The sequence below is a fragment of the [Clostridium] celerecrescens 18A genome (assembly GCF_002797975.1).
GTDB lineage: Bacteria > Bacillota > Clostridia > Lachnospirales > Lachnospiraceae > Lacrimispora > Lacrimispora celerecrescens.
Genome location: NZ_PGET01000001.1, coordinates 4,430,251 through 4,456,871, shown reverse-complemented (window position 1 = coordinate 4,456,871; position 26,621 = coordinate 4,430,251). Strand labels below are relative to the sequence as shown.

The 26,621-nt window shown below is 42.8% G+C and carries 27 protein-coding genes and 1 tRNA gene; 12 read left to right on the top strand and 16 right to left on the bottom strand.

Translation table 11 applies throughout. The features are described from left to right. Nucleotides 1-25: 25 nt before the first annotated feature. The 16 genes from H171_RS20180 to H171_RS20110 all read right to left on the bottom strand — a co-directional run bounded on the left by H171_RS20180 (nucleotide 26) and on the right by H171_RS20110 (nucleotide 14,162). Nucleotides 26-2,002 (bottom strand): DUF4962 domain-containing protein, encoded by a 1,977-nt coding sequence (locus H171_RS20180; RefSeq protein WP_100306730.1) that lies wholly within the window; start codon nucleotides 2,000-2,002, stop codon nucleotides 26-28. Nucleotides 2,003-2,006: 4 nt separating this feature from the next. Continuing rightward, nucleotides 2,007-2,516 carry a hypothetical protein gene (locus H171_RS20175; RefSeq protein WP_100306729.1) on the bottom strand — a complete coding sequence of 170 codons (510 nt, stop codon included), beginning with the start codon at nucleotides 2,514-2,516 and terminating at the stop codon, nucleotides 2,007-2,009. Between the two features lie 7 nt (nucleotides 2,517-2,523). Then, nucleotides 2,524-2,928, bottom strand: a complete 405-nt coding sequence (locus tag H171_RS20170) for a hypothetical protein (RefSeq protein ID WP_100306728.1) — start codon at nucleotides 2,926-2,928, stop codon at nucleotides 2,524-2,526. Continuing rightward, on the bottom strand, nucleotides 2,918-4,021 hold the full coding sequence (locus H171_RS20165; protein ID WP_100306727.1) for an ABC transporter ATP-binding protein: 1,104 nt from the start codon (nucleotides 4,019-4,021) through the stop codon (nucleotides 2,918-2,920). Before H171_RS20165 ends, H171_RS20170 begins: the two co-directional genes overlap by 11 nt. Nucleotides 4,022-4,036: 15 nt before the next feature. After that, nucleotides 4,037-4,486, bottom strand: coding sequence for a hypothetical protein (locus H171_RS20160; RefSeq protein WP_100306726.1), 450 nt, complete (start codon nucleotides 4,484-4,486; stop codon nucleotides 4,037-4,039). Next, complete coding sequence (locus tag H171_RS20155; RefSeq protein WP_100306725.1) at nucleotides 4,479-5,030, bottom strand: hypothetical protein; 552 nt, start codon at nucleotides 5,028-5,030, stop codon at nucleotides 4,479-4,481. The genes H171_RS20160 and H171_RS20155 overlap by 8 nt, the downstream gene beginning before the upstream one ends. Before the next feature lie 50 nt (nucleotides 5,031-5,080). Beyond that, nucleotides 5,081-7,183, bottom strand: a complete 2,103-nt coding sequence (locus tag H171_RS20150) for a type 2 periplasmic-binding domain-containing protein (RefSeq protein WP_100306724.1) — start codon at nucleotides 7,181-7,183, stop codon at nucleotides 5,081-5,083. 36 nt (nucleotides 7,184-7,219) lie between these two features. Continuing rightward, complete coding sequence (locus tag H171_RS20145) at nucleotides 7,220-8,086, bottom strand: carbohydrate ABC transporter permease (RefSeq protein ID WP_242977020.1); 867 nt, start codon at nucleotides 8,084-8,086, stop codon at nucleotides 7,220-7,222. Between the two features lie 15 nt (nucleotides 8,087-8,101). Then, a complete protein-coding gene (locus H171_RS20140; RefSeq protein ID WP_100306722.1) occupies nucleotides 8,102-9,067 on the bottom strand; it encodes an ABC transporter permease in 966 nt (321 codons plus the stop codon). Further along, on the bottom strand, nucleotides 9,048-9,626 hold the full coding sequence (locus tag H171_RS20135) for a hypothetical protein (RefSeq protein WP_100306721.1): 579 nt from the start codon (nucleotides 9,624-9,626) through the stop codon (nucleotides 9,048-9,050). The genes H171_RS20140 and H171_RS20135 overlap by 20 nt, the downstream gene beginning before the upstream one ends. Nucleotides 9,627-9,923: 297 nt before the next feature. Then, entirely contained in the window at nucleotides 9,924-10,679 is a 756-nt protein-coding gene (locus H171_RS20130; RefSeq protein WP_100306720.1) for an IclR family transcriptional regulator, read from the bottom strand. 551 nt (nucleotides 10,680-11,230) lie between these two features. Then, nucleotides 11,231-11,303: transfer RNA gene (locus tag H171_RS20125), tRNA-Lys, on the bottom strand. Between the two features lie 114 nt (nucleotides 11,304-11,417). Continuing rightward, complete coding sequence (locus tag H171_RS24360) at nucleotides 11,418-11,570, bottom strand: hypothetical protein (RefSeq protein WP_166433213.1); 153 nt, start codon at nucleotides 11,568-11,570, stop codon at nucleotides 11,418-11,420. 81 nt (nucleotides 11,571-11,651) lie between these two features. Next, complete coding sequence (trmB, locus tag H171_RS20120; RefSeq protein WP_100306719.1) at nucleotides 11,652-12,290, bottom strand: tRNA (guanosine(46)-N7)-methyltransferase TrmB; 639 nt, start codon at nucleotides 12,288-12,290, stop codon at nucleotides 11,652-11,654. 489 nt (nucleotides 12,291-12,779) lie between these two features. Beyond that, nucleotides 12,780-13,262: a hypothetical protein gene (locus H171_RS20115; protein ID WP_100306718.1), complete on the bottom strand. Its 483-nt coding sequence runs from the start codon at nucleotides 13,260-13,262 to the stop codon at nucleotides 12,780-12,782. A 54-nt stretch (nucleotides 13,263-13,316) separates the two neighbouring features. Next, nucleotides 13,317-14,162 (bottom strand): DUF4886 domain-containing protein, encoded by an 846-nt coding sequence (locus tag H171_RS20110; protein WP_100306717.1) that lies wholly within the window; start codon nucleotides 14,160-14,162, stop codon nucleotides 13,317-13,319. A gap of 908 nt (nucleotides 14,163-15,070) precedes the next feature. Between H171_RS20110 and H171_RS20105 the strand changes: the two genes are divergently transcribed. The 12 genes from H171_RS20105 to H171_RS20050 all read left to right on the top strand — a co-directional run bounded on the left by H171_RS20105 (nucleotide 15,071) and on the right by H171_RS20050 (nucleotide 26,513). Beyond that, nucleotides 15,071-16,198 (top strand): SH3 domain-containing protein, encoded by a 1,128-nt coding sequence (locus tag H171_RS20105; protein WP_100306716.1) that lies wholly within the window; start codon nucleotides 15,071-15,073, stop codon nucleotides 16,196-16,198. Between the two features lie 234 nt (nucleotides 16,199-16,432). After that, nucleotides 16,433-16,744, top strand: a complete 312-nt coding sequence (locus tag H171_RS20100) for an ATPase (protein WP_100306715.1) — start codon at nucleotides 16,433-16,435, stop codon at nucleotides 16,742-16,744. 4 nt (nucleotides 16,745-16,748) lie between these two features. Continuing rightward, entirely contained in the window at nucleotides 16,749-17,795 is a 1,047-nt protein-coding gene (locus H171_RS20095; protein WP_100306714.1) for a V0D/AC39 family V-type ATPase subunit, read from the top strand. A 16-nt stretch (nucleotides 17,796-17,811) separates the two neighbouring features. Next, a complete protein-coding gene (locus tag H171_RS20090) occupies nucleotides 17,812-19,740 on the top strand; it encodes a V-type ATP synthase subunit I (protein ID WP_100306713.1) in 1,929 nt (642 codons plus the stop codon). A 22-nt stretch (nucleotides 19,741-19,762) separates the two neighbouring features. Further along, the gene (locus H171_RS20085; protein ID WP_100306712.1) at nucleotides 19,763-20,194 is read left to right on the top strand and encodes an ATP synthase subunit C; all 432 of its coding nucleotides are present in this window, start codon (nucleotides 19,763-19,765) and stop codon (nucleotides 20,192-20,194) included. Between the two features lie 3 nt (nucleotides 20,195-20,197). Next, nucleotides 20,198-20,506 (top strand): V-type ATP synthase subunit F, encoded by a 309-nt coding sequence (locus tag H171_RS20080; RefSeq protein WP_025230563.1) that lies wholly within the window; start codon nucleotides 20,198-20,200, stop codon nucleotides 20,504-20,506. Between the two features lie 16 nt (nucleotides 20,507-20,522). Continuing rightward, the gene (locus H171_RS20075; RefSeq protein WP_100306711.1) at nucleotides 20,523-21,125 is read left to right on the top strand and encodes a V-type ATP synthase subunit E; all 603 of its coding nucleotides are present in this window, start codon (nucleotides 20,523-20,525) and stop codon (nucleotides 21,123-21,125) included. Further along, nucleotides 21,118-22,884 (top strand): V-type ATP synthase subunit A, encoded by a 1,767-nt coding sequence (locus H171_RS20070; protein WP_100306710.1) that lies wholly within the window; start codon nucleotides 21,118-21,120, stop codon nucleotides 22,882-22,884. Before H171_RS20075 ends, H171_RS20070 begins: the two co-directional genes overlap by 8 nt. A gap of 14 nt (nucleotides 22,885-22,898) precedes the next feature. Then, entirely contained in the window at nucleotides 22,899-24,302 is a 1,404-nt protein-coding gene (locus H171_RS20065; RefSeq protein ID WP_100306709.1) for a V-type ATP synthase subunit B, read from the top strand. An 11-nt stretch (nucleotides 24,303-24,313) separates the two neighbouring features. After that, complete coding sequence (locus tag H171_RS20060; protein ID WP_100306708.1) at nucleotides 24,314-24,934, top strand: V-type ATP synthase subunit D; 621 nt, start codon at nucleotides 24,314-24,316, stop codon at nucleotides 24,932-24,934. 183 nt (nucleotides 24,935-25,117) lie between these two features. Next, nucleotides 25,118-25,735, top strand: coding sequence for an RNA polymerase sigma factor (locus tag H171_RS20055; RefSeq protein WP_100306707.1), 618 nt, complete (start codon nucleotides 25,118-25,120; stop codon nucleotides 25,733-25,735). Then, the gene (locus H171_RS20050; protein ID WP_100306706.1) at nucleotides 25,728-26,513 is read left to right on the top strand and encodes a hypothetical protein; all 786 of its coding nucleotides are present in this window, start codon (nucleotides 25,728-25,730) and stop codon (nucleotides 26,511-26,513) included. The genes H171_RS20055 and H171_RS20050 overlap by 8 nt, the downstream gene beginning before the upstream one ends. Nucleotides 26,514-26,621: the final 108 nt, after the last annotated feature.

Sequence of the window (26,621 nt, the reverse complement as noted above, 5' to 3'; positions counted from 1 at the left end):
TCCCATACCTCACTTTTTCCCTGTTTTACGGAACCCGGTAACTTTTTCTTTCTCCGCTATTGCTGATGACCTCTATGATATTTACAGTCATTTCATCTCCAAAAATCAACTGATAGTCTTTGTCTCCATGTCTGACATGAAGGTTCTCACCATTAAAGATAATCTCCGTATTCATTCCATCAAAGGTAAAGCATTCGATCAACGTTTGTTTTCTTGTGGGAGCTGCTGATTGAAATGACAAAGTATTGATGAAAGTTCTGCAAAGCTTATCCGGCTCCTGGGTTGTCATAACACTGACAACTTCCTGGGTGTACTGATCCGAACAGATTTCCTGATCTGAAAAAACAGTATATGTAATACCTCCGGTCTCCATTGGATAATAGTAGGTATGATCGTTCTGCTTTTGTGCCGGCATATCCGTATTTGAAATAATACGGTAAATATGATCCCTGTCAGACACACACACGTTAACGAACAGGAAAAAGAATAACTGATCGGTAAATAACAGCCGGCTTACTTCTTTCATGCCAAGGGCTTCCGGATATATTCCGGAGGTTTCGCCTTTGTAAATAGCCAAGGAATCATCAAGCTCTAAGTAAACCACTTCTCCCCGGTATTTTTCTTCAATGGGATAAAAGGGATCTTTTTCCAGCCTTTTCCAGGCACTGCTCATATAAATGTCATTTACATTTTCCGCATCCGTATATTGATTGTCTACCAGAATTACATTGTGGTTATCCGGCATAAGATTACGGTTATATCCGTCTTCACAGGTCAGATATTCACTTCCCCTTACAAAAATATAAGAAAGATTATCTGAATGATGGTGGGAAAGGGAAAGACAATCCAAGCCTTCCCTGCGGTATAAGTCCCAGCCATTCATCCACTGTTTTCTGCCTCCGGGACAGCCGCATTTTATTGTCAGAACCTTGCTTCTTCTGCTCCAGTCTTCTCTCATTGACAGCAAACCCAAGTCTTCAAAGTACCGGACTTTTGGAAGAAGAGAAAGGGGCTTCTCTGACACTTGCGGATCATACCATAGAAATTCAAATACGGCCTCCGGTAAGATGCCCGGTTTGATTTTACTCTTTTCCGCTTCAGCCATGAGGAATTCATTAAGAACAAGATTAGCAAAAGTCTGAGCAAAGCCATCCCCATACTCGGCAGCCACCTTATAATAGACACAGGGGGCATGTCCGCTGTGTCGGTCATGACTGTCTCCAAAATTCATCTGCTGTTCAAAATCGCCGCAGGATTGATATATGCGGTAATAAAAAGTATTCTTCAGATAATTGCTTGTCTGAAAGTAATCCATACCCTCCTGTATTTTAAGCAGATGGGCATATACAAACAGCCACATTCCTCCGTATCTCCAGTAGGGAACACCTTCATAATTGGAACCGTCATCTGCAAGGAGAGAAAACACTCTGCCAAAATTCTTTTTTGCTTCCTCTGTATATTGGCTGGCCTTGTCATAAGTCTCTGAAAGCGTATAACCTGCCGCTGCCAGACCTGTCATATTGATCCAGTTGTGGTTCTGATAATAGCTGGTTGACCAGCCTTGGCCGTATGTGTCCAATTTATACTGGTACATAATATCTGCGTGATGTCTGATCTTAGCCAGAATTTTCTCTTTTTCTTCTTGCCCTAAAAATGGTTTGAGCCAGTCGTATCCCAGGGATAACCCAAATAATATCCAAGAAGCTGATAAATCCACATTCACCAAATGGGCATTCCCCCATTGCTCATAGGACAAAACCGCCCCAATGAACCGCTTAGCCTGGAAAAGATACTTCTCCTCCCCGCTCAGGCAATAGGCAAGAGCAAGGTTCATAATTGCAACCCCCATATATGTGGTGCTCTCTTTAGGATGGTGTGCAGGCAGTTGATACGACTCATACCGGTCGGCCTGCTGAAGCAGCCTTTGATACTGCTTTTTTCTCACGCCTCTGATCTGTTCTTTGTAAGGCCCTATATCACCAATAAATACAAGATTGCTCATGCCTCTACTTCTCCTCCTTCTTCATTTCGGCCACGCTATCCATCAATCCGGTCAGCAGGTAATAATAGATGGTGTAAATCACAGCAAAGCCAATGGGTTCTCCCGGGATGGTGACCGTTCCTTCCGGAAGGTGAAGCAGTCTCTCCAGCAGCAGATTTACGCTTTGGTACGTCATATAAATCAAAAACACAAGAATCATATTTTTTAGGATTTCAACCAGCTTTAAAACTGCATTTTGCCACCCGCTCCGTTCAAAATAGTTTTGATTGTAAATTTTCCCTTTTCTTACTATATCAAACATCCGGTAAGCAACCGGATTATAAAGTAACAAGGTTGCAAGCCCCAATCCCAGCCCAAGGAAAAAAATCATATCCAGTGGATCGGCAAAAATTCCGGACTGGGTGCCGAATCCAATAAAAAAGTAGCACATACCTGCGATCCACCACCTGAAAACTCCTGCTTTCACATTGTCTGAAATCTTCTTTTTTCCATATTTTCTTTCTCTGCCTGTCATGATCCCATCACCTGTTCTTAATTAAATCAGCAATCAGCAGGAGGCCGGAAATAACATAAGCCAAAATGATTGCCATACTGAAAACTACCGCACGATATACCACACCCACATCAAGAGAACGCTGCACTGAAATCGCATCCCGATAAATCATGACCAGATATGATCCTAATCCTGCTGTTACAAAACAAATCAATGCGGTGAAAATCCGTTCTGCTGCTTCTTTTTTCTTTATCCGGGTCGTCTCAAATAAAGCCACCAGTCCCATCAGAACAAACAGGAACATCACAAAACCGCACATCTCATGTTCCAGGAGCAGAAGAGCCTTTACATGAATATTGGTAAAGATCAGATGCACCACAGATGAAATTATAATCATCGCTTTCGCTATTCCGGTTAACTGTTTACTCATCATTCTCCCCCGCCTTTGCATGCATCAGCAATTCTGTTGTCTCCTTATCAAAAAAATAGATATGTTCCATTCCAAAGTGGATATTGACCTGCCCGTCAAAGCTGTCCTCCATGCTTTCGATCTGGCATGCCAAGACCGATTCTCCGAACCTCACATATAAAATATAACAATTACCTAAAAACTCTTTGTTTTCCAGTTCTCCTGCAATTACATTCATATCTTTCCCATTGGAAATGGAAAACTGCTCCGGCCTGATTCCCAATATGAGTTCCCTGTCAGAATATTGTTTTAAGGGATCCGCGATTTTCTGGGGCAGGAAAAGTGTATGAGAGCCAAACACAAACCGGCTGCCCTCCACCCTTCCTTCTATAAAATTCATCTGAGGCGCTCCAATAAAACCTGCTACAAATAAATTGCAGGGTTCATAATAAATTTCATTTGGGGTTCCTGCCTGCTGGATTATTCCGTCCTTTAATACCACCATACGGTCTGCCATTGTCATGGCCTCTGTCTGATCATGAGTAACATAAACAGTCGTAACCTTTAATTCCCTCTGGAGCTTTACAATTTCAGCCCTTGTACTGGTTCTCAGCTTTGCATCCAGGTTCGACAACGGCTCATCCATAAGAAATACCTTTGGCTTTCTTACTACGGATCTGGCCAGAGCCACTCTCTGTTTCTGTCCCCCGGATAATTGTCCCGGCAAACGTTTTAACAGGCTTCCGATTCCTAATATACCGGAAGCTTCCTGCACCTTATCATAAATAACCGTGTCTTTTTCATGTCTGACACGCATGCTCATCCCAACGTTGTCATAAACCGTCATATTGCCATATAGCGCATAATCCTGGAATACCACAGCAATATCCCGTTCTACCGGCGGACATTTATTGATTACCTTATCATCCAGAATCAGATCTCCGTCAGATATCTTTTCCAGCCCGGCAATCATGCGCAGGATGGTTGACTTTCCACAGCCTGACGGTCCCACAAGAACAATAAATTCTCCATCCTGAATCTCTAAATTGAAGTTATTGACCGCACAAAATCCATTTGCATATGCTTTACTTATATTTTTAAACAGGAGTTTTCCCATATTTTTCACCTCATCCTAGCTGGCATCTGTCTGCTTTAACTGTTCCTGAAGCCTCTGTCTTCTGTTGGTATGCTTCAAACTGATGAAGCCGGCCGTAAGAAGCATGAGTCCTCCCAAAAGATTTGCAGCCATGATCTCCATGTGCCTGGCATAGGGCTTTAACACAAGGGGAACCAGCACAGACATTCTTACCAGCATGTAGATACCAAGAAAAACAGCAATGGCAGCCCAATTTTTATGATAGATATTGACCTTAACGGCACAGGTAAAAAGTACAAACAATATCACAATATTAATCATTACCGTAACTCCCATCAGGTAACTTACAGGCATCACATCCAAAACCATGATATCATAAGTGAGTTCAGCCAATATGGCACATAGTATCAGTGAATATGGCAGCACATCCTTTTTATATAATGACACGTATGCCTTTTTTTCTTTTTCAAGCAACCGATTATCCATTCCTTGTGCTCCTCTTTTTCTGATTCTTCTGGAATTTAAAATGGCTTCTGCCAATGGCAACGATATAAAAAGCACAGCAGAGAATATAGGAAATGTAGATTCCCAATCCAATTCGGAACGTGGCAAAATGAGGCTTATAATCACTTGCACTTTCTAACCGCAAATACTGGAAATCCAGGCCGGCATAATAGCTTTCTATGGCCTGAAGATTAAACAAGGCATAGGCGGAACATGCGCAGCAAAGAAGAAGTGACAGCTCCATTATGATTAAAGCAAATTTATCCGGTATTTTACCGAAGATCTCCAGCAAAAAGGACAGTAAAATCACCAGAACTCCAAATACCGCAAAGGTAAAAATCTGTTTATTAAATATCTGCAGGATGTAATCATGGAAAAAAGAAATCTGATCATTCTGTGTTAATTTCAACCCGAACAAATCTTTATACTCCGTCATGAAGCAAAGAGTATAGATGAATACAATCATAACGATCCCGGTATATATTCCTGCTGCTAATCTTTGAGTTTTAAAATACTTCTGCATCATCAGCTCCCACCTTTTTATAAGGGAGGAGAAAGTCTCCTCCCCCGGTTTAACTACTGTTTATCCAATTTCATAACATCATAGGCGGCCTGATAAGTTTCTTCATAAATATCAAGTCCCCGTTTCTTAAATTCTGCCGCATACTCTTCATAGCTTTTTGCTACTACCGCACCCTGAGGCGCATTGCCTTTTGCCTGATAGCGGATGATATTAAACATGAATTCTACAATATCTTCTGTATCAAGGGATGTGGTATCTGAAATCGTTTCTTTCTGTCTGGAAGTCAGGGAAAAGACCGGCGGAACCATTTTATAATAATTTGGATTATCCCCGCTTACTCCTTTTCCTGCATAAGTTGCAAAGTTGGTCGTGGAGTTTTGCAGCAGCGCCCAGCCTTCAAATCCCCGCTCGGAAGTATACTGATACTCAAAACCGATTTCTTTCTGATATCCAATGGGGATCAGACAGCCCAGCCAGTCTCTTAAGAACGTAGACAGATCTCCTTTTGCCACTTTGCCTGAGGTTTCATATACCCAGCTGGTGAATAAGGGATATTTTAATCCATCCGGTCCTGCATAATCTTTTCCTTCCTCCAGATTCATAGGTAAGCCATAATTCTGCAATCTGCTTCCTTCCTCTGTAAAAAGGTAATCCATAACTGCACATGCTCTGTGGATCTGATCATCCGTAGAACCTGCTACAGAAATTGCCCAGCCATCCGGCTTAATGGCTCTTCCGTTATCCAGATAATACTGCCATGCACCATTCACCTTGGCAACCGGAGGCAGGATCACAACCGTATCAGGATTTAAGGAGTCAGAAGTAGACGAAGCAATCCAATCGTAAGTCATAAAACCAAAGGAAGGGGCTTCTCCGTCATCCGTTCCCCATAAGGTGGAGCGGTAATTGGTCTTTTCAGTCAGATCATAAGCGTCGGAATAGATCAGTCCTTCCGCTTCCATCATGGATAAATACTGTAAGACATTGTACACGCCCTCTTCTGAATAGGAATACTGGATATGCCCGTTCTCATCAATATACCACCTTGCGGTATAGGAGTCTGCTCCATGGACCTTCACACCGTCAAAATATGTAGATAAGCGAAGCAAATCCTCACGGTAGTTGGACTGTCTCACAAAAAGAGGCCATACAACATCAGCTTTCCCATTGGTCAGCAGGGCCGGATTGGCTTTGATGCAGCGCATCAGCGCAATCATCTCATCAATGTCATAGGCAGCCTTTTCCCCAAGGAATAATTCCGATGGACTGCTGTAATCGTAGTTGTCTTTAATATACTGAATCAACGCCCTGGTTAAGGTTTCCCCATTTTTTACTTCCAGTGCATTCTGAATCTCAATAATATCCTGGTCGGTTTTCTTTACAATATCGATTCCTTCTTTGGGAGTAACCGTGCCCCCGTTTTCCCCTGTTCTGCGGTTATTTTCCACATAAAATCCGTTATAATGCACATCAAAGGGATTCTTATCATAGGATGCGCCTTCTGCATCCAACAGCCCGGTGACCCATGATTCCCGGATAACAAAGGTCCTTGCGATCTGATTCAGTTCCGCAATATAAGGCACATGATAAATATTTCCGTCATAAGCGGTAATCGCAGTCTTAACGTCAGGATTTTTTGATAAATATTCTTTGAAATTAGGCATATAGCCGGTTTTCATCATTTCGGTCAGATTTACAAATTTTCCTTCGGTTCCATAAAACATAAGCCGTTCCGCAATTGATTCGCCTCCAAAGATATTGGCTCCGGAAAAGTTTGATGTAGATTCTGTCTGAATCATATCGCTGGCCTTCACATCCTGTACCGTCACATCGGTAAACTTGCTGTTTAATTCCTTTTCCATATAAGACCACATTGGTTTAAGCATACCGGCTGTTACTACCGTACCATCCGGCAGGGTCAATGGAGACTCCTGATTATAAGTCATGGTTCTTGACTTATTTCCATTGGCAACATTAAACTTCAGCTCCACCGTTTCTGTTAAATTGGTTTTATCACCTGCTGCCTCACTGGTTTCCTGTTGCGTTTCTGCTGCTGCCCTTGTTGATGCCTGATCCACAACGGAAGTACCGCATCCGGTCAATGCCGATGCAAGTATCGCGGCACACAGGATACCCCCTGCTACTTTGTTCCTCATAAAATCCTCCTTCTGCCTTTATGGCGAATAAAACATTTATCCTTTTACTCCCCCCATATTCACACCTTTTGAAAAGTACTTCTGAATATACGGGTAAATAACTAACACCGGGATGATCGAACATATAATAATGGCATAAGCCAGACTGTCTGCGGAATATGCAAGATTAACCGGAGACTCATCATATAGTTTCTGATAATTTTCAATCAACTGCCGCAGATATACCTGCAGCGGCTGCTCATAGGGGTTTGCCAGCAGCATCCTTGACCAGTAATAACCATTCCATCTCGAAATGGCATAAAATAAGGTTACTGTCGCAATGCTGGCAGTGGACATTGGTATGTAAACTTTTCCAAGCATCTGAAACTCATTGGCTCCATCCATGATTGCAGCTTCTTCTATTTCTTTTGGAATGCTGCTGAAATAATTTCTGAGAAGAATAATGTTATATGCCTGGACACCGAAGGCTATAATCATTCCCCACCGGTTATCTACGTGCATTGTCTTATAATTTAAATACAGGGGAATCATCCCGGCACTGAACCACATGGTAAATACCAGCAGAAAGTTCCATTGCCGTCTGAACATCAGCTTTGTTTTCTGCAATGCATAAGCACCTGTAATGGAAATCGCCATACTCCAGGCAGTACCAAGCACGGTATAAAACAGGGTATTGGTATACGCAATCCAAAAGCCCTTGTTGTGCAGCACCATATCATAGGCCTGAAATGTCACTTCCTTTGGCAGGAGTACAATCTGACCGCTTTCATATGCTACCTTTCCGCTGATTGAAACGCTGAATGCGTACAAAACCGGATACAGGGCAAGCAATGCAAAGATGATAATCATCGTATAGGAAAACACCTTAAATATCTTTTCACTTCTGTTTAAGCGCTCCATCATTTCCGCCTTTCTAATCTACCACAGGGATGTTTCTGATATATTTTTGCTGATTGTATTGGCACCGATCACCAGTGCAAACGCAATCAAGGAATTGAACAGGCTGACTGCAGCTCCGATTCCATAGTTGCCTGACAGAATACCAATTCTTTGTTCAAAGGTGGAGAGCACATCTGCTGTCACATAAATATTGGCATTGTATAAAAGCAAAACTCTTTCATAGCCAATGGTCAGCATACTTCCTATCCTCATGATAATCATGATGATCAGAGTCGGAGCCATACCCGGAAATGTGATAAAGCGGATTTCCTGAAATTTATTGCCCCCATCCACTTTTAAAGCCTCATACAATGTAGGGGAAATCCCCATAATAGCTGCAAAATAAACAATGGAATTATATCCGCTTTCTTTCCAGATTCCTACCATAATATAAAGAGGCCTGAAATAATTTGATTTCTGCATGATTGAAACACCCGGGTCAATCAATCCTATTTGCTGGAGCAGAGAGGCAATAATTCCGGTTGAGCGGACACCGCTGTATACCAGCATGAGGGCAATTCCTGTGATTGTAACCTCAGAAAGGAAATGAGGCAGATAGGTTGCGGTCTGAGTCAGCTTCCTCACCGTATCATTTCCTATTTCAGCAAATAATAAGGCCAGTATTATCGGAACAGGGAATCCAAATATCAGGCTGTAAGCACTGATAATAAATGTATTTCTGAATGCCTGCCAAAACTCAACCTTATTGACTCCGGAAACAAGGTTGATAAAATTGTCTATTCCTTTAAATTCGCTACCCCAGACCCCAAATTGAGGATCAAACCGTTTAAATGCAATCAGAAGCCCTCCCATTGGCTTATAAGCCCACATAGCAAACCAGATCACCAGGGGAAGCAGGAGTACATATAAACGCCAGTCCTTCCTCACAGCTCTCCATATCTTATTTGTCTGGGGCTCACGCATTTTAATCTCTTCCGTTTCCATACCCTTCTCCTTCCATGTCGGTAAAATAATATCTCATATCGCAAATCAGCCCTTTCCGCATTTGCAGCACACTGCACACAATGATATTGATTATCAAGGTAAAAAATGTTGCCCCAAAATAATCCTTAGCTCCTGTTGTTTCTCCGGTTAGTAAAAATATGGCAATTCCCTTTCCTGCAGACAGACAGCAATGAGAAAGGAAAATATAAAGGAGTAAAAAAACATGTCCGTCAGCAATGGTGTCTCTGTTCCTGCTTCCGTAAACCATCATAGGAATCCCAATAAATGCATTTGACAGGCTATAAAATAAAATTCCGGACCAGAGGGGCATTGAAGAGAACAGAATACCGGGAATTCCTCCGATCATGGCCACTGCAACTCCGGCTGCTCCCCAGCGAATCATGGATATGAGGCAAAGAACCACGGAAAAGCTGAAATAGAAACTGCTGTTCCAAAATTCCAACATCTTATAACTCATAATTTCTGAAACAGCGGCAAGTATGGAGAAAAATAACAAATCCAAATATGGAAACAAAAATACCTCGCTTGTCTTGTTCATAATTAAGAACCTCGTTCACATTATTATTTATAAAATGAGATCTCTTCGTAGAGATCTTTAACCGTAAAAGTTCATATATAAGAACTAAGTTTTAAATATGAGCATATTATACATTTCATTTTAATTCTTGTCAACATAAATGTGCACTTTATATTAATGATTTGATTATCATAAATTTGGTTTTCAAAAAGCGTACTATAAAAAATGCGAGAATGCCCTTTGTGCCGTATTACATCATCGGAAATAAAGGGTTTGATTCTCGCATAATATTTAATCATCAATAATAAGGTTAAGTCATCATGGATTGGGATGATATCCTAAATTTCTTGATATATGAAGTGCTACTTCTCTAAGCTCTTTTGCAACCTGCTCATCATCAAGCGTTTCATCATAGATATCCGACAAAGAAACAGCTGCTACCACTCTTCCAGTATAGTCAAAAACAGGTGCTCCGCAGCAGCTGGTTATGTCCTCTAATTCCCTTTGATCCAAAGAATACCCCCGCTCCTTTGTTCTTCTTAGTTCTTCCAGCAGCTGTTCTTTGGAAGTAATGGTATAGTCTGTTAATGGCTTAAAATCTATCTTATCCAAAATTGCACTCTGTTCCTCTTTCGGTAAAAATGCTAGAATTGCCTTTCCCAGAGAAGTTGCATAGGCATCCTTTCTGGTTCCAATGGCGCATGAAGCCAATCTTGCATTCTGAGCCACATATTTATGCACATATACGATCTTGGTTCCATTTAGTACTGCAACAAAAGCTGTTTTGTTATACTTTTCAGATATGGGCTGAAGATTTACGGTACATTCTTTTATCAGACTCATATCATCTACATATTTCATACCCAAGGAAAAAGTCTCTATCCCTAAACAGTATTTCTTATCATTATCACGGAGTGTTGTAATATAGTTCAGTTCCAATAATGACTGTACAATGACAAAAACACTACTCTTAGCCATCCCCATTTCATTGGTAATCTCCTGTAAGGTTATCCCCCTTTTCCTGTCAGCGATCAACTGCAAAATCATAAATGTACGTTCTACGGTTCGATTCATTTCATACCTCCGAAAGTTTATATATACGAATTAAATTCATAATTGGATTGATTGTATTCCTTTTTTGCCTTAGTGTCAATATGTAACGTAATGTTCAGTTTTTAGTAAAGCTTGAAACCATGACAGCCACTTAGCGTTGGCCTCCAACCAAGCCCAGATTTTAAACAACTATATTCTGATTTAAATTTTAATAATAAAAGGCCGCTTCATAATAAATGATTCATGACTAATAAATAATCAACATTTATTATGAAGCGGCATTATTTATATATTTTTACTCCGCCAGCACGGTCAACACTTTCCACTTATTCCAGATATTCTATTACAGGACGGCTGCAAATTGCACTGGCTATTGTGGCAACCACACCAAAGCCCAGAAGCTCCATAGCAGGACGGTTATTAACATTAAACACTGATTCGAAAAGAGATCGGCTTCAAGCTTCTTTCCTACTCCTAGAAAATTAACCGCCACCTTGTGGACCCGCATAAATCCGGACAAAGTAAAAGCCCCAACCCCGCAGCTCTCTGTCTGCAAAACCGGAACTTTTTAGTGCGCCTTCGGGGGCTCGAACCCCGGACAAATAGATTAAGAGTCTACTGCTCTACCAACTGAGCTAAAGGCGCATGTCTTTTGTTTTTCTTTCACTGTGCTCTCGTCTTGAGCACGTGTGTAATTATATAACTGTATCCTACAAAAGTCAACACCTTTTTTACAAATAATTTACAACTTTTTCGAATTTATTTATTATTCTTATTTTTTTGTGCATTTCCGCCTAATGTTTTGTTCACTTCTACAAAAGATTTGTTCCAAGACAGCATTTTCTTATTTAATTCCGTTTTGTCACTGGTCGCCTGAAGAAGCTTGCTTGTAACCTTGTCTTTCATTCCCATAACTGCTGCTCCCGCATCTGCTTTTGCTTTATTATATGCAAAACCGGCATCACGGTTATAAATCCGGATGCCAGTTTTTAATTATTTTCTTCCAGCGATCAATTTATAAATAGGGTTCCCCTGAGAGGAAAACTTTTCTTCATACTCTGTCATTACATTTCCCTCTCCCATCTGATTGTTGTGAAGGTCATAGGTGAATTCCTTAACCTGCCACCCAGCTCTCGGGATTGATTCCAGGGAATAATCAAATAGCCCCCTGTTGTCAGTTTTAAATTCTACTGAACCATCAAGCTTTAAAATCTGTTCATAAACAGCCATAAAATCTTCTGATGTGAGTCTGCGCTTTGCATGACGGTCCTTTGGCCAGGGATCGGAAAAGTTTAAGTAGACCTTCTGAACCTCCCCCGGAGCAAATATATCGGCCAGGTTTTTTGCATCCACACACATAAAGAATATATTATCAAGTTCCATCTGAGCCCTTTTCTGTAAGCCTCTCAACAGAACACTGGGATACCTCTCAATACCAACATAATTGATTTCCGGATGAATAGCAGCCAGTTCCATGATAAAACGGCCCTTTCCCATTCCAACTTCTATCTCTATGGGATTTTCATTTCCAAACACTTCCTTCCAACAGCCCTTTTTCTCAAAAGGATTCTGAACAACATAGGGGCTGCCCGCGATTTCCTCCTCCGAGCCTGGTATATGACGTAACCTCATATTAAAATTCCTCCAAATAAATTCATCTTAATGAAAACATGCATCAACTGATCGATTGTATCATATATGGTGCGGGGAACGCAAGTTTGCGGTTTGTAAGTTTGGAAAATTATCTTCTTTTCTTACACTGGCATCCCCGGATATTGCAGTGCCCCATTTTCATTTGGATTCAGTTTCACCAGGATTGTCCCTTGTGAAGAGCGCAGCCTCTTTCACAAACTGTTCACATCTTCCACAACTTTTCTACATATCCCAACGTTATATTAATACTTGTTACAGGTAATATCCTTTTAGATAAACTTTTTTCATACAGCCGGCAGGATTCCTCCAATCTTGCCGGCTCCTCTCCTTAATGGGGATATTGTTCGCGGTGCGCCTTTGATGACTTTCTCAATTTATCCTGGCTTTAAGAAAAGAAAAAACTATCAACTCAAGGCTGATAGTTAATTTTTTGTATTCGTTCTATTTTAAATTATGTTTTAAGAATGCCTATAAAGCTACCGCAATTCTCATGAACAGGAATAAAAATTGTATGACAACGCACAGCACTGATACACCTAAGCAGGAAGGCATCGGGCTCTTATGCTTAGGAGAAATCGATCTTTTAATAACAAACACGCCTCCCATGGTACCAACTAATATTCCGAAAAGACCACATAGAATCCAGCCGATTATGATAATAGCAGCTGTGAATCCATATGCCCAGCGGGGGATTTCATTAAGTGGAACGTATGGTTTTTTTGAATTTAAGTAAACATCATCCACAGCCAAATCCACTTTGGAACCGATTGCCGTAAGATGAAGTGTTTTTCCCTCCAACTCAATCGGTTCATCAAATACCCGGATAAACAGGCTTGTACTTTTAATAGGCGTAGAAACACCATCCACGACCTTTTTTCCTCGAAAGACGCCAGGTTTAAAAGCAATCTCATGCTCTTTGCCGTCAATCATTACATTCCATTTCTTTTTCATACTTAGTCCTCCAAGACCTATTAATATTTATACAGAACAGAAACCCGGATCCCGTTATCGGATCCCCGCAGCAACCAGCTGCAGCTTCGAAGCCGTCTGCCTATCCAGATCAGCTGTATAGCTAAGTTCACCAGGAGACTGATCATATAACACCTGATATAAAACACATGCAGCCAGATAAGTTCCTGCCATAGACGGGTGATTCCCGTCTTCATCCCAGAGTTCAATTTCCGGATAATCGAAGGAACACCGCATAAATGCAATACCGGCCGGTGCCAGCAGCGCCTCCAGTTCATTGGCAATGTTCATATAGTTTTGAGCCATTTGAGTCTGCATTTCTTCTCTTGTATTATTGAATTCAAAACCTAATAACGGTAAAGAAAATCCCTCTTTATAAGCCCATGTCATAAGAAACACCGATTCGCCATTTGCTTCCCGGATCATACTGTCAAGCGTCCTCGCGGCAGGATACATATGCTCTTCTGCTCCCATTGTGGAAATACCGCTTTGCTCCTGCAAAACCACATAATCCCAATCATAATTTTTCAGTGTATCACACGCCTGTACCCCAACCTCATCCGTTTCATCCGCAAAATATTCAAGACGATACGAACCTTCTGTCAATTCATATACCTCTGCGGCGAATCCTCCGCTCTGGCTTAAATTCAAAAATACCGTCGGAAGATCGTTAAAATATGTCATGCTGTTACCAAGAAACAAAATGGTCGGTTCTGTTTTTACTTGTACCGGTTTTCTTAGGTTTAACTCCTGGTCAAAATCCATCACCTGGACTTTAAAATCCTTTAATGCACTGGAGACAAAAAAAAATACGGTCAAAAAAGCTATAACCAAAAATGCTAAAATTCCTATTGCTGCCTTTACTAATCCTGAACGCTTCATACCTCTGCCTTCCCCTATGTTATTCATAAGCTATATCGGATGAAATTGGTAATAAAATAGTTCATTTTCACTTTTTTATCAAATTTCAGTAACTATATACAATAAATAATCTTATTTTTATTTTTTATGGTATAATCTTGACACTCACAGTTCTAATCTTTCCGTTAATAATGAAAAATGGCTGTAGGATAAAAGAATACCAAATCCCTACACCCATATTGATAAAAAATAGTAACTGCAATATAAAATTTCATATTTGCCTTTATCTATAATTGTACTTGTAATAATTTAACTGTAAGTATAATATAATAAAAAAGGCAATCGCCACAGGGTGGTTGGCTAATTAGAAAAGCAAAAACCTTCCCAACCGGCCAAAGTACAGGGAAGGCTTTTTGTATTTAGCGACACGTCATTAAGACGAATGTCAGCAGTGCCAGAAAGAACATGCCAAAAGACATTAAGTCCTTAAAGTCAAAATACTTCATGAGCAACACCTCCATTCTATGTAGAATCGAGGCCTACCATCCTATACACGATTGCCAGCAGTTTGTACCTGCCAGTATAATTATATGTTCCAAAATAAGAGTATACTATTAATAATATCTTACAAATTCCTTTGGGCCTCCTATTCCGCCAATCCCGGATACTGTTACGCCCCGTCCTGAACTCTAGTATTTATACCCTAACAAGTATTTGAGGCCGCAAGCAAATTGCAGGATTTAGTATCAAAATAGTATCACAGAAAATTTTTAATATTATTTATTTCTTTATTTATAATGATTCTCAATAAGTTTTTTACTTTTCTCTTACAAATCAAAAAACGACAAAATAACAGGTGCACAATTTGCATTAATCTAGTATAATATCTGTATATTGGAATACAACCGCTTTTGCAAAGGAGGAAATATATGGGAACTACAGACAACAGTTTCTTGCTAAGAATCCAGCAGGGTCAAAGGGAAACGGAAAGGCTCATGAGCCAGAAGCAGTATAACATGGCTATGATCAAAGCCCGGCAAACCCTGGAATATATGGTAAATTATCTTGGAGAAAGGGCTCTGATTGTGGAAGGCGATCTGGCGGACAGCATAGACCAGCTATTTGAAGGACGCTTTATTTCTCAGGCTGCCAAGGACCACTATCACAGGATCCGCGTGCTGGGAAACAAGGCAGTTCACGAAGGGGATGACAGTCCCTATGATGCCAACGAGGCCTTCCAGCTTCTGTCTCAGGAAGTCAATACCTTTGCAAACTCTCATAATAGAGGAAGCCAGGGGGGACCCCCCATTAATAAACGTCCTGCAGACGTTAGAACCATGTCATCCAATCCCCGGAATAATCCTTCTCGAAGCAGCGCTCCAAGAAATGAATTTCAGGGAACAGGAAATCAAAGAAGCAGCGGCGCAAGAACTGCGCCTTTAAGAACCCAGGAACATACAGGCGGCGCTGGGCGCACCGGGACAAGACCGGACGGGGCAAGGCCCGGACAAAGACCGGCTCAGAAGAATGCTTCCAGAGGCGGTCAGAGGCCCGCTTCATACAGCAGAAGCAGAAGGCGTTCCAAGAAGAAAGGGTTTGATCCATACGAACTGCTGAAACCGGCCCTCATCTTTCTGGTTCTTCTTGTACTTGTCCTGATCATCGTAAAGCTGATCCCAGGAAAGAACTCAAAAAAAGACCCCACAACGGCCGAAACGACTGTTGAAGTAACTACCGAAGCCATGACAAGTGCTGAAACTTCTGCAGAACCTACGGAACCAGAGACAGAAGCGCCTAAAATTTATACCACCAAAAGCAAGCTTAATGTCCGCTCTGAGCCTTCTACCGATGGTGCGAAGCTTGGAAGCCTTGCTTCCGGTACGGTGGTGGAATACGTCAAGACTTATGACGACAAATGGACAGTTATTATGTTTGAAGGAACAGAGGCTTATGTTGCCACCGAATTCCTGACCGAATCGGAAAGTGAGACAGGAACGGGCACAGGGGAGTCTACTTCTGCTGCTGAGAATACAGCAACAACAGCCGCAACCCCGTAAAGAAAACGTTAAAAAATAGCGAAGAAACCAGGGAAAATTTTTCTCTGATCTTCGCTTTTTTCTATTGCCCATGCATAGCTACAGCCCCATTGTCGTAATCTATATTTATGTTAAAACTTTATTAATATTGGTTTTTTTTACTTACAGACTATGGTATTTTTTTAAAATTGTAGTATCATTATTAATCAAGTACTATATTTTTTAAAGAAATTATTACAAAAAGGAGGGCTCGGTATGGATACTGTAATCGAGAAAATATCCGAGATTGAATCGGCGGCGGCTTCTATTATGAATGATGCCAATGAGCGCAAAAAAGCGTTTGCCGAAGATATGGAAGAACAGACCGCTGCATTTGATGCACAGCTGGAAGAAGAAACCAGTAAAAAGATAGAAGAACTGCAGGCTGGCATGGAAATCAATATGAACAACCGTCTGGAAAAACAGCGAAGCGATTCCGAAAAGGTCCTTAAAGCCATGGAACAACGTTATGAAGATCATCATACTCAATATGTGGAGAAACTATTCTATACTATGATAAAGGAGTGATCCAATGGGAGACTTACTATCCTACAGCGGCATTACAACCAAGGTAAGAGCCATGGAGAGCCATCTGATCACCGACAGTCAGTTCCGCGAGATGGCAGCCCTTGAAACCGTTTCTGATGCTGAGGAATATTTAAGACGTCTTCCGGCCTATGAAGGGCTATTTGCAAACCTGGAGGGAGTCGTACTCCATCGGGGAGCCATTGAACAGCGGTTGATCTTATCTTTGTATCAGGATTTTGCCAAGCTCTACCGGTTCGCCACTTTAACTCAGCGCAAGTTCCTGGACCTGTATTTTATGCACTTTGAAATTGATATCCTGAAGAAGTGTTTCCGCAATTCCATGGGGCGGAACAGGCTGGATATCGACCTCTCTGTATTCCAGGACTTTTTTGAGAAGCATTCTAAGCTGGACTTGATGAAACTGTCATCCTCAGCAGACTTACGGGAATTCATCGCCAACCTGGAAGGTTCGGTATATTATGACCTACTGTCCCACTTAGACGACAGGGACCAGCCCACCTTGTTTGACTATGAGGTTCACTTAGATCTTCTTTATTTTAAGACCATGTGGAAAGTTATGGGCAAGTATCTTACCAGAAAAGAACAGGACCTTCTTACACACTGCTTTGGCAGTAAGCTGGATCTGCTTAATATCCAATGGATTTACCGAACCAAAAAATTTTATCATCTGCAGCCTGCTGACATTTATTCCCTTCTCATTCCTATCAATTACCATTTGAATAAGGAACAGATTACGAAGATGGCAGAAGCAGCCACTCTGGAAGAGTTCTTTTCAGCACTCAGAACTACCTTTTATGGAAGGAAATCAGATTGGGACGCCGCAGAAATGCCGGATTTGGAATACTTAACTCAGGAAATACTGGATAAAATATACCGTTCCTCCAGTCGTCAGAATCCGTATTCCATTGCCACACTGAATTCCTATCTTTATTTTAAGGAGGAAGAAATTCAAAAGATTATCACCCTCATAGAGAGCATCCGTTACCGCGTAAGCCCGGATGAAATCATCTCCTATGTAGTAAAAATGTAAAGGGGGTTGCTTTTTCGTGATAGAAAAGATGAAATTCTTAAGTATCACCGGACCCAAGGAAGATATTGACCGGGTCATCGACACTTATTTATCTAAATATGAAATACATTTAGAAAATGCCCTGTCGGAATTAAAAACGGTGAAAGACTTAAGGCCTTATATTGAAACAAATCCATACAAAGACGCTTACCAGCGTGCCATGGAGCTGGCGGAATTACTCCCACCGGGTATTCAGCCAAGCAGCCGGAAGAAGATTCCAATCCAGCGGGCAGCCAGAATTGTCACCGAGATCGGGGACCAGATAAAGGAGCTCACAGCTAAGGAAGAGGCCCTTATATCCGAACAAAATTCTTTCCGGCAATCCCTGGAACGAATCCTTCCATTTACCGGACTAAACTATGAGTTAAGCTCCATCCTTCAATTTAAGTACATTAAATTCCGTTTTGGGCGTATTTCTCATGAGTATTACAACAAATTTGTGAGTTACGTATATGACACCATTGATACCGTCCTCTATAAATGCCGAGAGGATGACGATTATGTATGGCTGGTTTATTTTGTGCCGGAAAGCATCTCTAACCAGATTGATGCTATTTATGCCTCCATGCGTTTTGAGCGTTACTTTTTACCAGACGTATACGAAGGCACGCCTTTAGACGCCATTCATTTTCTGGAAGATAAGATTAGCGCTCTCCAGTCTGATATCAACGGCATACGAAAACAGATGACTGATTTGCTGGAATCCAGGCAGGAGGAGTTATTGACGGCACTGGATAAGCTTGAGGTGTTTTCTACTAATTTTAACGTGAGAAAATTAGCCGCATGTACCAAACAGAAAGTCAACACCTTTTATATCCTTTGCGGCTGGATGAGCAACCGGGATGCGGCCGCATTTCAGAAAGAGATCTCTAACGATGAAAAAACTTTCTGTATCGTGGAGGATGACCATAACAAGATTTTGAGCAAACCTCCCACCAAGCTTCAAAATCCGAGGCTTTTTAAGCCCTTTGAGATGTTCATACAGATGTACGGCCTTCCGGCATACAATGAGATCGATCCCACCATATTGATCGGCATCACCTATTCCTTCCTCTTTGGCTTTATGTTCGGCGATGTGGGACAGGGAATATGCCTTCTGCTTGGAGGACTACTCCTCTACCAACTGAAAAAGATAAATCTGGCGGCGATTATATCCTGCTGCGGTGTTTTTTCAACCATATTTGGATTCCTGTTCGGCAGTGTTTTTGGATTTGAAAATATCATACAGGCCGTGTGGCTCCGTCCTCTGGAGCACATGACTAACCTGCCCTTTATAGGGAGACTGAATACCGTATTTATCGTAGCGGTTTCCCTTGGTATGGGAATTATTTTGTTGACCATGGTCCTTAACATCATAAACAGCATCCGCTTTCATGACCCGGAAAAGACTCTGTTTGACACAAACGGTGCGGCAGGACTTGTCTTCTATGCAAGCCTGGTGCTCACCATTGTCCTATACATGACTAATAATCCTATTCCGGCCGCCATACTCCTTGTTATTATGTTTGGCATACCGTTGATCGTCATGTTCTTTAAGGAACCTCTCACCAACCTGGTGGAAAAGAAAGCACAGATCATGCCAAAGGAAAAGGGCATGTTTGTGGTTCAAGGTTTCTTTGAGCTGTTTGAAGTGCTTTTAAGCTATTTTTCCAACACCCTTTCCTTTGTCCGTGTAGGGGCCTTTGCTGTCAGCCACGCGGCCATGATGGAAGTGGTCCTTATGCTGTCCGGTGCGGAAGCAGGAAACCCTAACTGGCTGGTTGTTATTCTTGGCAACTTATTCGTCTGCGGCATGGAAGGCCTGATCGTTGGGATCCAGGTTCTGCGTCTGGAATATTACGAATTATTCAGCCGTTTCTATCGCGGAACCGGCCGTGCATTTAAACCATACGGGAAGAAAATATAAAAACCAAAACGGAGGTAATATTATGTCAACCTTAGTAAAAATTACATTAGCAATTGCATTAACCTTAAGTATCGCCCTGCCCTTCGGAGCCTTTGCCATGGGCGCAAAAACAAAAGGCCGGTATAAGACCGCTCTTGGTATCAACACCCTTTTATTTTTTGGTACCTTAATCGTATCCAGTGTATTGATGTTTAACGGTCAGGCTGCCGCTGCAGAAAGTGCCGCAGCCAGCTCAGGCAGCATTGCCGGAATGGGTTATTTAGCAGCAGCCCTTTCCACAGGTCTTGCCTGCATCGGCGGCGGTATAGCCGTTTCCGCTGCTGCCAGCGCCGCTCTCGGTGCCATCAGCGAGGATGGCTCCATACTTGGTAAATCACTGATCTTCGTAGGGCTTGCCGAAGGCGTGTGTCTGTATGGCTTGATCATTTCTTTCATGATCTTAGGTAAGCTCTAATCCATGAAAATGTATTTGATCAGCGACAACGTGGACACCTGGACCGGCATGAGATTAGCCGGAGTTGAGGGCGCTGTCGTTCATGAAAAGGCTGAACTGAAACGTGAACTGGATAAAGTCCTGGCCGATAAGGAGATCGGGATCATTCTCCTGACGGAAAAGTTCGGAAAAGAGTTTCCGGACATCATCAATGATGTGAAGTTAAACCGCAAGCTTCCATTGATCATAGAAATCCCTGACCGCCATGGTACCGGCCGCAAGCCGAACTTTATCACAGATTATGTTAATGAAGCCATCGGATTAAAACTATAAGAAAGAGGTGGTCATCTTGACGACTGAGGAAAAATTACAGCATTTCCTGGGATTTTGCATGGAAGATGCCAGAACCCGCAGTGCAAAGATGCTTGATGAATATACAGCTGCCTTGGAGCAGACCTTTTTAGAGCATCAGGAAGATGCAAAGCGAAGGGCCGCACACCAGGTAGCTTTGGAGAGCGAACGGATCGAACGGGAAATCAACAAAAAGCTTTCCTTGGAGCAGATCGGCATGAAACGGATCTTTGGAAAAAAACAGGATGAGCTGAAAGATAAGCTGTTTTCGGAGCTTCGGGATAAGCTTGCCACATTTATGGAATCTCTCGAATATACAAAGCTCTTGGAAAAACAGATACGTGAAGCAAAAGCCCTGGCAGGAAAGGAATTCATCACCATTTACATCGATCCTGCAGATGAAGATAAGATCAATGAACTGGCAATTTCAGGCGGCTCTGACATCCAGGTGAGCGAATACTCCTTTCTGGGAGGAACCCGGGCTGTTATCCCTTCCAGGCATATATTAATCGACAATTCATTTCAAACCAAGCTGGCGGAGGCAAAACACGACTTTCGCTTTGATATAAAGGATCTGATGGGAGGTACGGCTAATGACTAATACAGGCACCATTTCCGGCATTAACGGCCCTGTCATTTATTTAAAGGGTGATTCCGGATTCCGAATGAATGAAATGGTCTATGTGGGCGAGGACCACTTAGTCGGTGAGGTCATCGGCCTTACAGACCGCCGCACCATTGTTCAGGTATATGAGGAAACCAGCGGCTTAAAGCCGGGAGCAACGGTTACCTCCTCCGGCTTTCCCGTATCCGTCACACTGGCCCCAGGCATATTAAATAACATCTTTGACGGAATTGAGCGCCCTTTAAGCGAGATCGCAAAGACTGGAGGGGCATATATTGACCGGGGGATTCATGTGGATTCCCTTGACGGCGAGAAGCTCTGGAAGACCCACATAACAGTAAAAAAGGGTGATCATCTGTTACCGGGAACCATCATTGCCGAGGTTCCTGAAACACCGGCCATCGTCCATAAGGTTATGATACCCCCTGATATGGAAGGATATATCCTTGACGTGGTGGAGGATGGTTCCTATACCATATCTGATCCACTGCTGACCCTACAGCTTTTAGACGGGTCCGAAAAGAAGATTACCATGACCCAGAAGTGGCCCATCCGCGTGCCAAGACCCATATTAAAGAGATACCCGGCCGGAAAGCCTCTTATCACCGGGCAAAGGATCATTGATACCCTGTTTCCTCTTGCTAAGGGAGGTACCGCATGTATCCCCGGCGGTTTTGGTACAGGAAAAACCATGACCCAGCACCAGATCGCCAAATGGTCTGATGCGGATATTATCATCTATATTGGCTGCGGGGAACGTGGCAACGAGATGACCCAGGTGCTTGAGGAGTTCTCTGAGCTCGTTGACCCCCGTTCCGGAAATCCTCTGATGGACCGGACCACACTGATTGCCAATACTTCAAACATGCCAGTAGCCGCCCGTGAAGCCAGCCTCTACTCCGGCCTTACCCTGGCGGAATACTACCGGGATATGGGATATCATGTGGCGATCATGGCGGACTCCACCTCCCGATGGGCCGAGGCCTTAAGAGAGTTGTCCGGGCGTCTGGAAGAGATGCCTGCGGAAGAAGGTTTCCCGGCTTATTTGGCCTCCCGTCTATCAGCCTTTTATGAAAGAGCCGGGATGATTCAGAACATGAACGGAACCGAAGGCTCAGTCACCATTATCGGAGCCGTATCCCCTCAGGGAGGTGACTTCTCTGAGCCGGTAACCCAGAACACCAAGCGTTTTGTCCGCTGCTTCTGGGGCCTGGACCGAAACCTGGCAAACGAACGACATTTCCCGGCCATTCACTGGCTCAGCAGTTATTCTGAATATCTGACTGATCTGGCACCCTGGTACGTGGAAAAAGTGGATAAGAAATTCGTAGACTACAGAAACCGTCTGGTCTTCCTGCTGACTCAGGAAAGCAGCCTGATGGAGATCGTAAAGCTGATCGGCGGAGACATGCTTCCCGATGACCAGAAGCTCATACTGGAAATCTCAAAGGTGATCAGGATCGGATTTTTACAGCAGAACGCATTCCATAAGGACGATACCTGTGTCCCAATGGAAAAACAGTTTAAAATGATGGATCTAATCCTTTATTTATATAAGAAATCCCGTTCCCTTGTTTCCATGGGAATGCCTATGTCCGTATTAAAAGAGGATCCGATCTTTGACAAGATCATTTCCATTAAATATGATGTACCTAACGACAGACTTGACATGTTTGATGACTACAAAAAGCAGGTAGATGCCTTCTATGATTCCGTCATCGAACGCAATGCATAGGGAGGAGGCAGGCTATGGCAATCGAATATTTAGGACTTAGTGCAATCAACGGTCCATTAGTTGTTTTAGAAGGCGTCCAGAATGCTGCTTTCGACGAAATTGTGGAAATGACCGTAGAAAAAAAGACAAAGAAGCTGGGACGTATCATTGAGGTTTACGAGGATAAGGCGATCATCCAGGTGTTTGAAGGAACCGATGGGCTTGCCTTAAGAAATGTTCACACCCGCCTCACCGGACACCCCATGGAGCTTGCTGTATCCGAAGACATGCTGGGACGCACCTTTAATGGTATCGGAGAGCCTATTGACGGGCTTGGAGACATCAACTCCGATATCTGTCTGGACATTAATGGAAAACCCTTAAATCCTGTTACCAGGGAATACCCTAGAGATTATATCCGTACGGGAATTTCAGCCATCGACGGGCTGATGACTCTGATCCGGGGCCAAAAGCTCCCCATCTTCTCCGGAAACGGCCTTCCTCATGACGAACTGGCAGCCCAGATCGTACAGCAGGCCTCTCTGGGAGATGACGCTCTTTCCAGCGAAAAATTTGCTGTGGTGTTCGCTGCCATGGGTGTGAAATATGATGTGGCGGACTTCTTCCGCCGTACCTTTGAGGAAAGCGGCGTTTCCGACCACGTGGCCATGTTCATCAACCTGGCAAACGACCCTGTGGTGGAACGCCTGATCACTCCGAAGGTGGCGCTTACACTGGCGGAATACCTGGCTTTTGAAAAGGGAATGCACATACTTGTTATTTTAACCGATATGACGGCCTATGCGGAGGCTCTCCGAGAGGTTTCCTCCTCAAAGGGGGAGATCCCTTCCAGAAAAGGCTATCCCGGCTATTTATACAGCGAGCTGGCATCCCTTTATGAACGGGCCGGCATCGTAAAGGAGAGGCATGGCTCCGTGACCCAGATTCCCATACTGACCATGCCGAATGATGACATCACCCATCCCATCCCAGACCTTACGGGATATATTACAGAAGGACAGATCGTTCTGGACCGCAGCTTATACGGCCAGTCCGTTTATCCGCCTATTAACGTCCTTCCTTCCTTAAGCCGTCTGATGAAAGACGGAATAGGAGAAGGCTTTACAAGAGCTGACCATCAGGGCCTGGCAAACCAGCTATTCTCCTGTTATGCCAAGGTAGGAGACGCCAGAGCTCTGGCATCGGTCATCGGAGAAGATGAACTATCTCCTATTGATAAAATGTATCTGGTCTTCGGCAAGGAATTTGAAAACCGGTTTGTGGGGCAGGGAAATCATGCCAACCGGAACATCATCGAAACCCTTAGCATCGGCTGGGAGCTTTTAGGCCTTCTTCCAAGGGCCGAGCTGGACCGCATCGACACCAAGGTCTTAGACCAGTATTACAAGTCAACCACCATTGACGAACGGTCAGAATAGGAGGGATATCCATGAATCCCAATACATTTCCCACCAAGGGAAATTTAATCCTTGCGAAAAGCTCTCTGGCCTTAGCCAGACAGGGCTATGAGTTGATGGATAAAAAACGGAACATTCTCATTAAGGAACTGATGAGCCTGATCGACGAAGCAAAAGGAATTCAGTCTGAAATCGATGTCACCTTTACTTCCGCCTATAAGGCCCTTCAAAAGGCAAACATTGAACTGGGGATCAACTATGTGCAGGACATTGCCATGGCAGTCCCTGTGGACAATTTAGTACGAATTAAGACCAGGAGTATTATGGGAACGGAAATCCCCCTGGTAGAGCATGATGAAATGCCTTTAAACCTGACTTATGCCTATTACAACACCAGGGAATCTCTGGACGAAGCCCGTTACCAGTTTGAAAAGGTGAAGAAGCTGACAGTAAAGCTTTCCATGGTAGAGAATTCTGCGTACCGTCTGGCAAACAGCATCAAAAGGACCCAGAAACGGGCCAACGCCTTAAAGAATATTACGATTCCCAGGTATGAGACACTGACTAGGAATATTACCAATTCACTGGAAGAAAAGGACAGGGAAGAGTTCACCAGGCTTAAGGTTATTAAGAGGAATAAGAATGGAATTTAGCGGCTAGTTACAACGGCAGCGGTATGCATCTGAAATCAGAAAGTTATATAAGCCATAAGGATCGGAGCCCCGTCTCCGATCTTTTTTTCATATTTATTAAAATTATACGATTAAAAATGAACCAATTGGCACTTCGATGACTCTTATAATCAGATGCATCGAAAAAAGGAAAGGAAACAGGTTATGATGGAAGAAAAAAAGGCTTTGGTGGAAAGCATGATAGATGGCAACGAAGCAGCATTTGACGAACTATACCGTTCCTATTCCGGAAAGCTATACCGTATGGCGTATTTTATTACCGGCAACCAAGGTGACAGTGAGGACATTTTACAGGAGACCTTTGTTAAATGCTTTCTTCATAAGTCAAAACTGAAACAAGCGGAACGCTTTGAGTCGTGGCTGTATCAAATTCTGGTCAGGACAGCCTGGCGGCTTGAACGGAAGAAAAAAGGGAGGGCTGAAATCTCTTATGAAGGTATTTTAGAGAATGAGGAGGAAAAAAAGAGTGCGGAACACATCCGGGAAGATAAGAAAGCAGATGGACCGTTGGAATCTGTTTTAGAGGCAGAGACAGCAAAAGAAATCCAGGCAGCACTCATCCATCTGGATATAAAATACCGTACTGTGATTCTTCTGTACTATTATAATGAATTGAGCACCAGAGAGATTGCCCACATTACAGGAACCATGGAAGGGACGGTAAAATCCCGTCTGCATAAAGCACGAAAACTGCTGAAGGATTTATTAAAAGCTGACGGCACTGAAAAAACAGAAATGGAAAGGGGTATTTGCCATGGATAACTTTAGGGATGACAGATTAAAACAAATCATAAAGACCGGGTTGGATCAGATAAAGCCGGATGTGCAGGCAGAGAATCGTTGTCTTAGAGAAATTCATAAAAAAATAGAAATGAGGAATGGAATTATGAAATTTAATAAAAAAAGAATGGTGGCAGCGTTGGCCGCAGTGTGTACAATAACAGTAATGGGAACTGTCACGGCAATTGCAGGCGGTAAAATTACAGGTCTGTTTAGCTCTGTATCCCGAGATGATATGGTCCATTCAAAAGTTGAACTGGTCCAATTAGCTGAAAACCAGATGGGAACCGCTCCAAAGCTGGTAGATACTTTTTCAAATGGCATTTCCTTTAACGAAGGCTCTATAACTAAGATAGAAGGAAGGGATGAGAACCAGAATTCACTGATCTCCTTTCTGGAACTTTATGCAGGTTATGGGAAAAATAATCGTGTAGCACTTGACATCCATGAACATCAGGATTTGATTCCTCAAGGATCTTCTGCTGTGATAAAGCAGGACGTTTATCAGGATATCACTTTAAAAGCCTTCGAAGATAACTATCTGTTTTTACCGCCAGATGCAAATCCATCTGCGGAAGATTCAAAGCTGGAGGAAGATGGCAAACTGATGATCAGCTACGGAAGCGACAAAGAAGAGCGTAAGATATTTCGTTATGTAAACTGGAGTGAAAATGGTATGGAATATTCGCTCAGTTCCTTTGATGATTTGAGCTGTGATGATTTAATTAGTATGGCGAAGGAAGTTATAGACGTAAAGTAAAAGAGACAGCAGCTCATCTGCAAAAATGAAGCACTAAGAGGCTTGAAGTATACTTCTTAGTGCTTCATTTCTTCTTTAGCCATACTAACACTGCCCTCTGAAAACTTA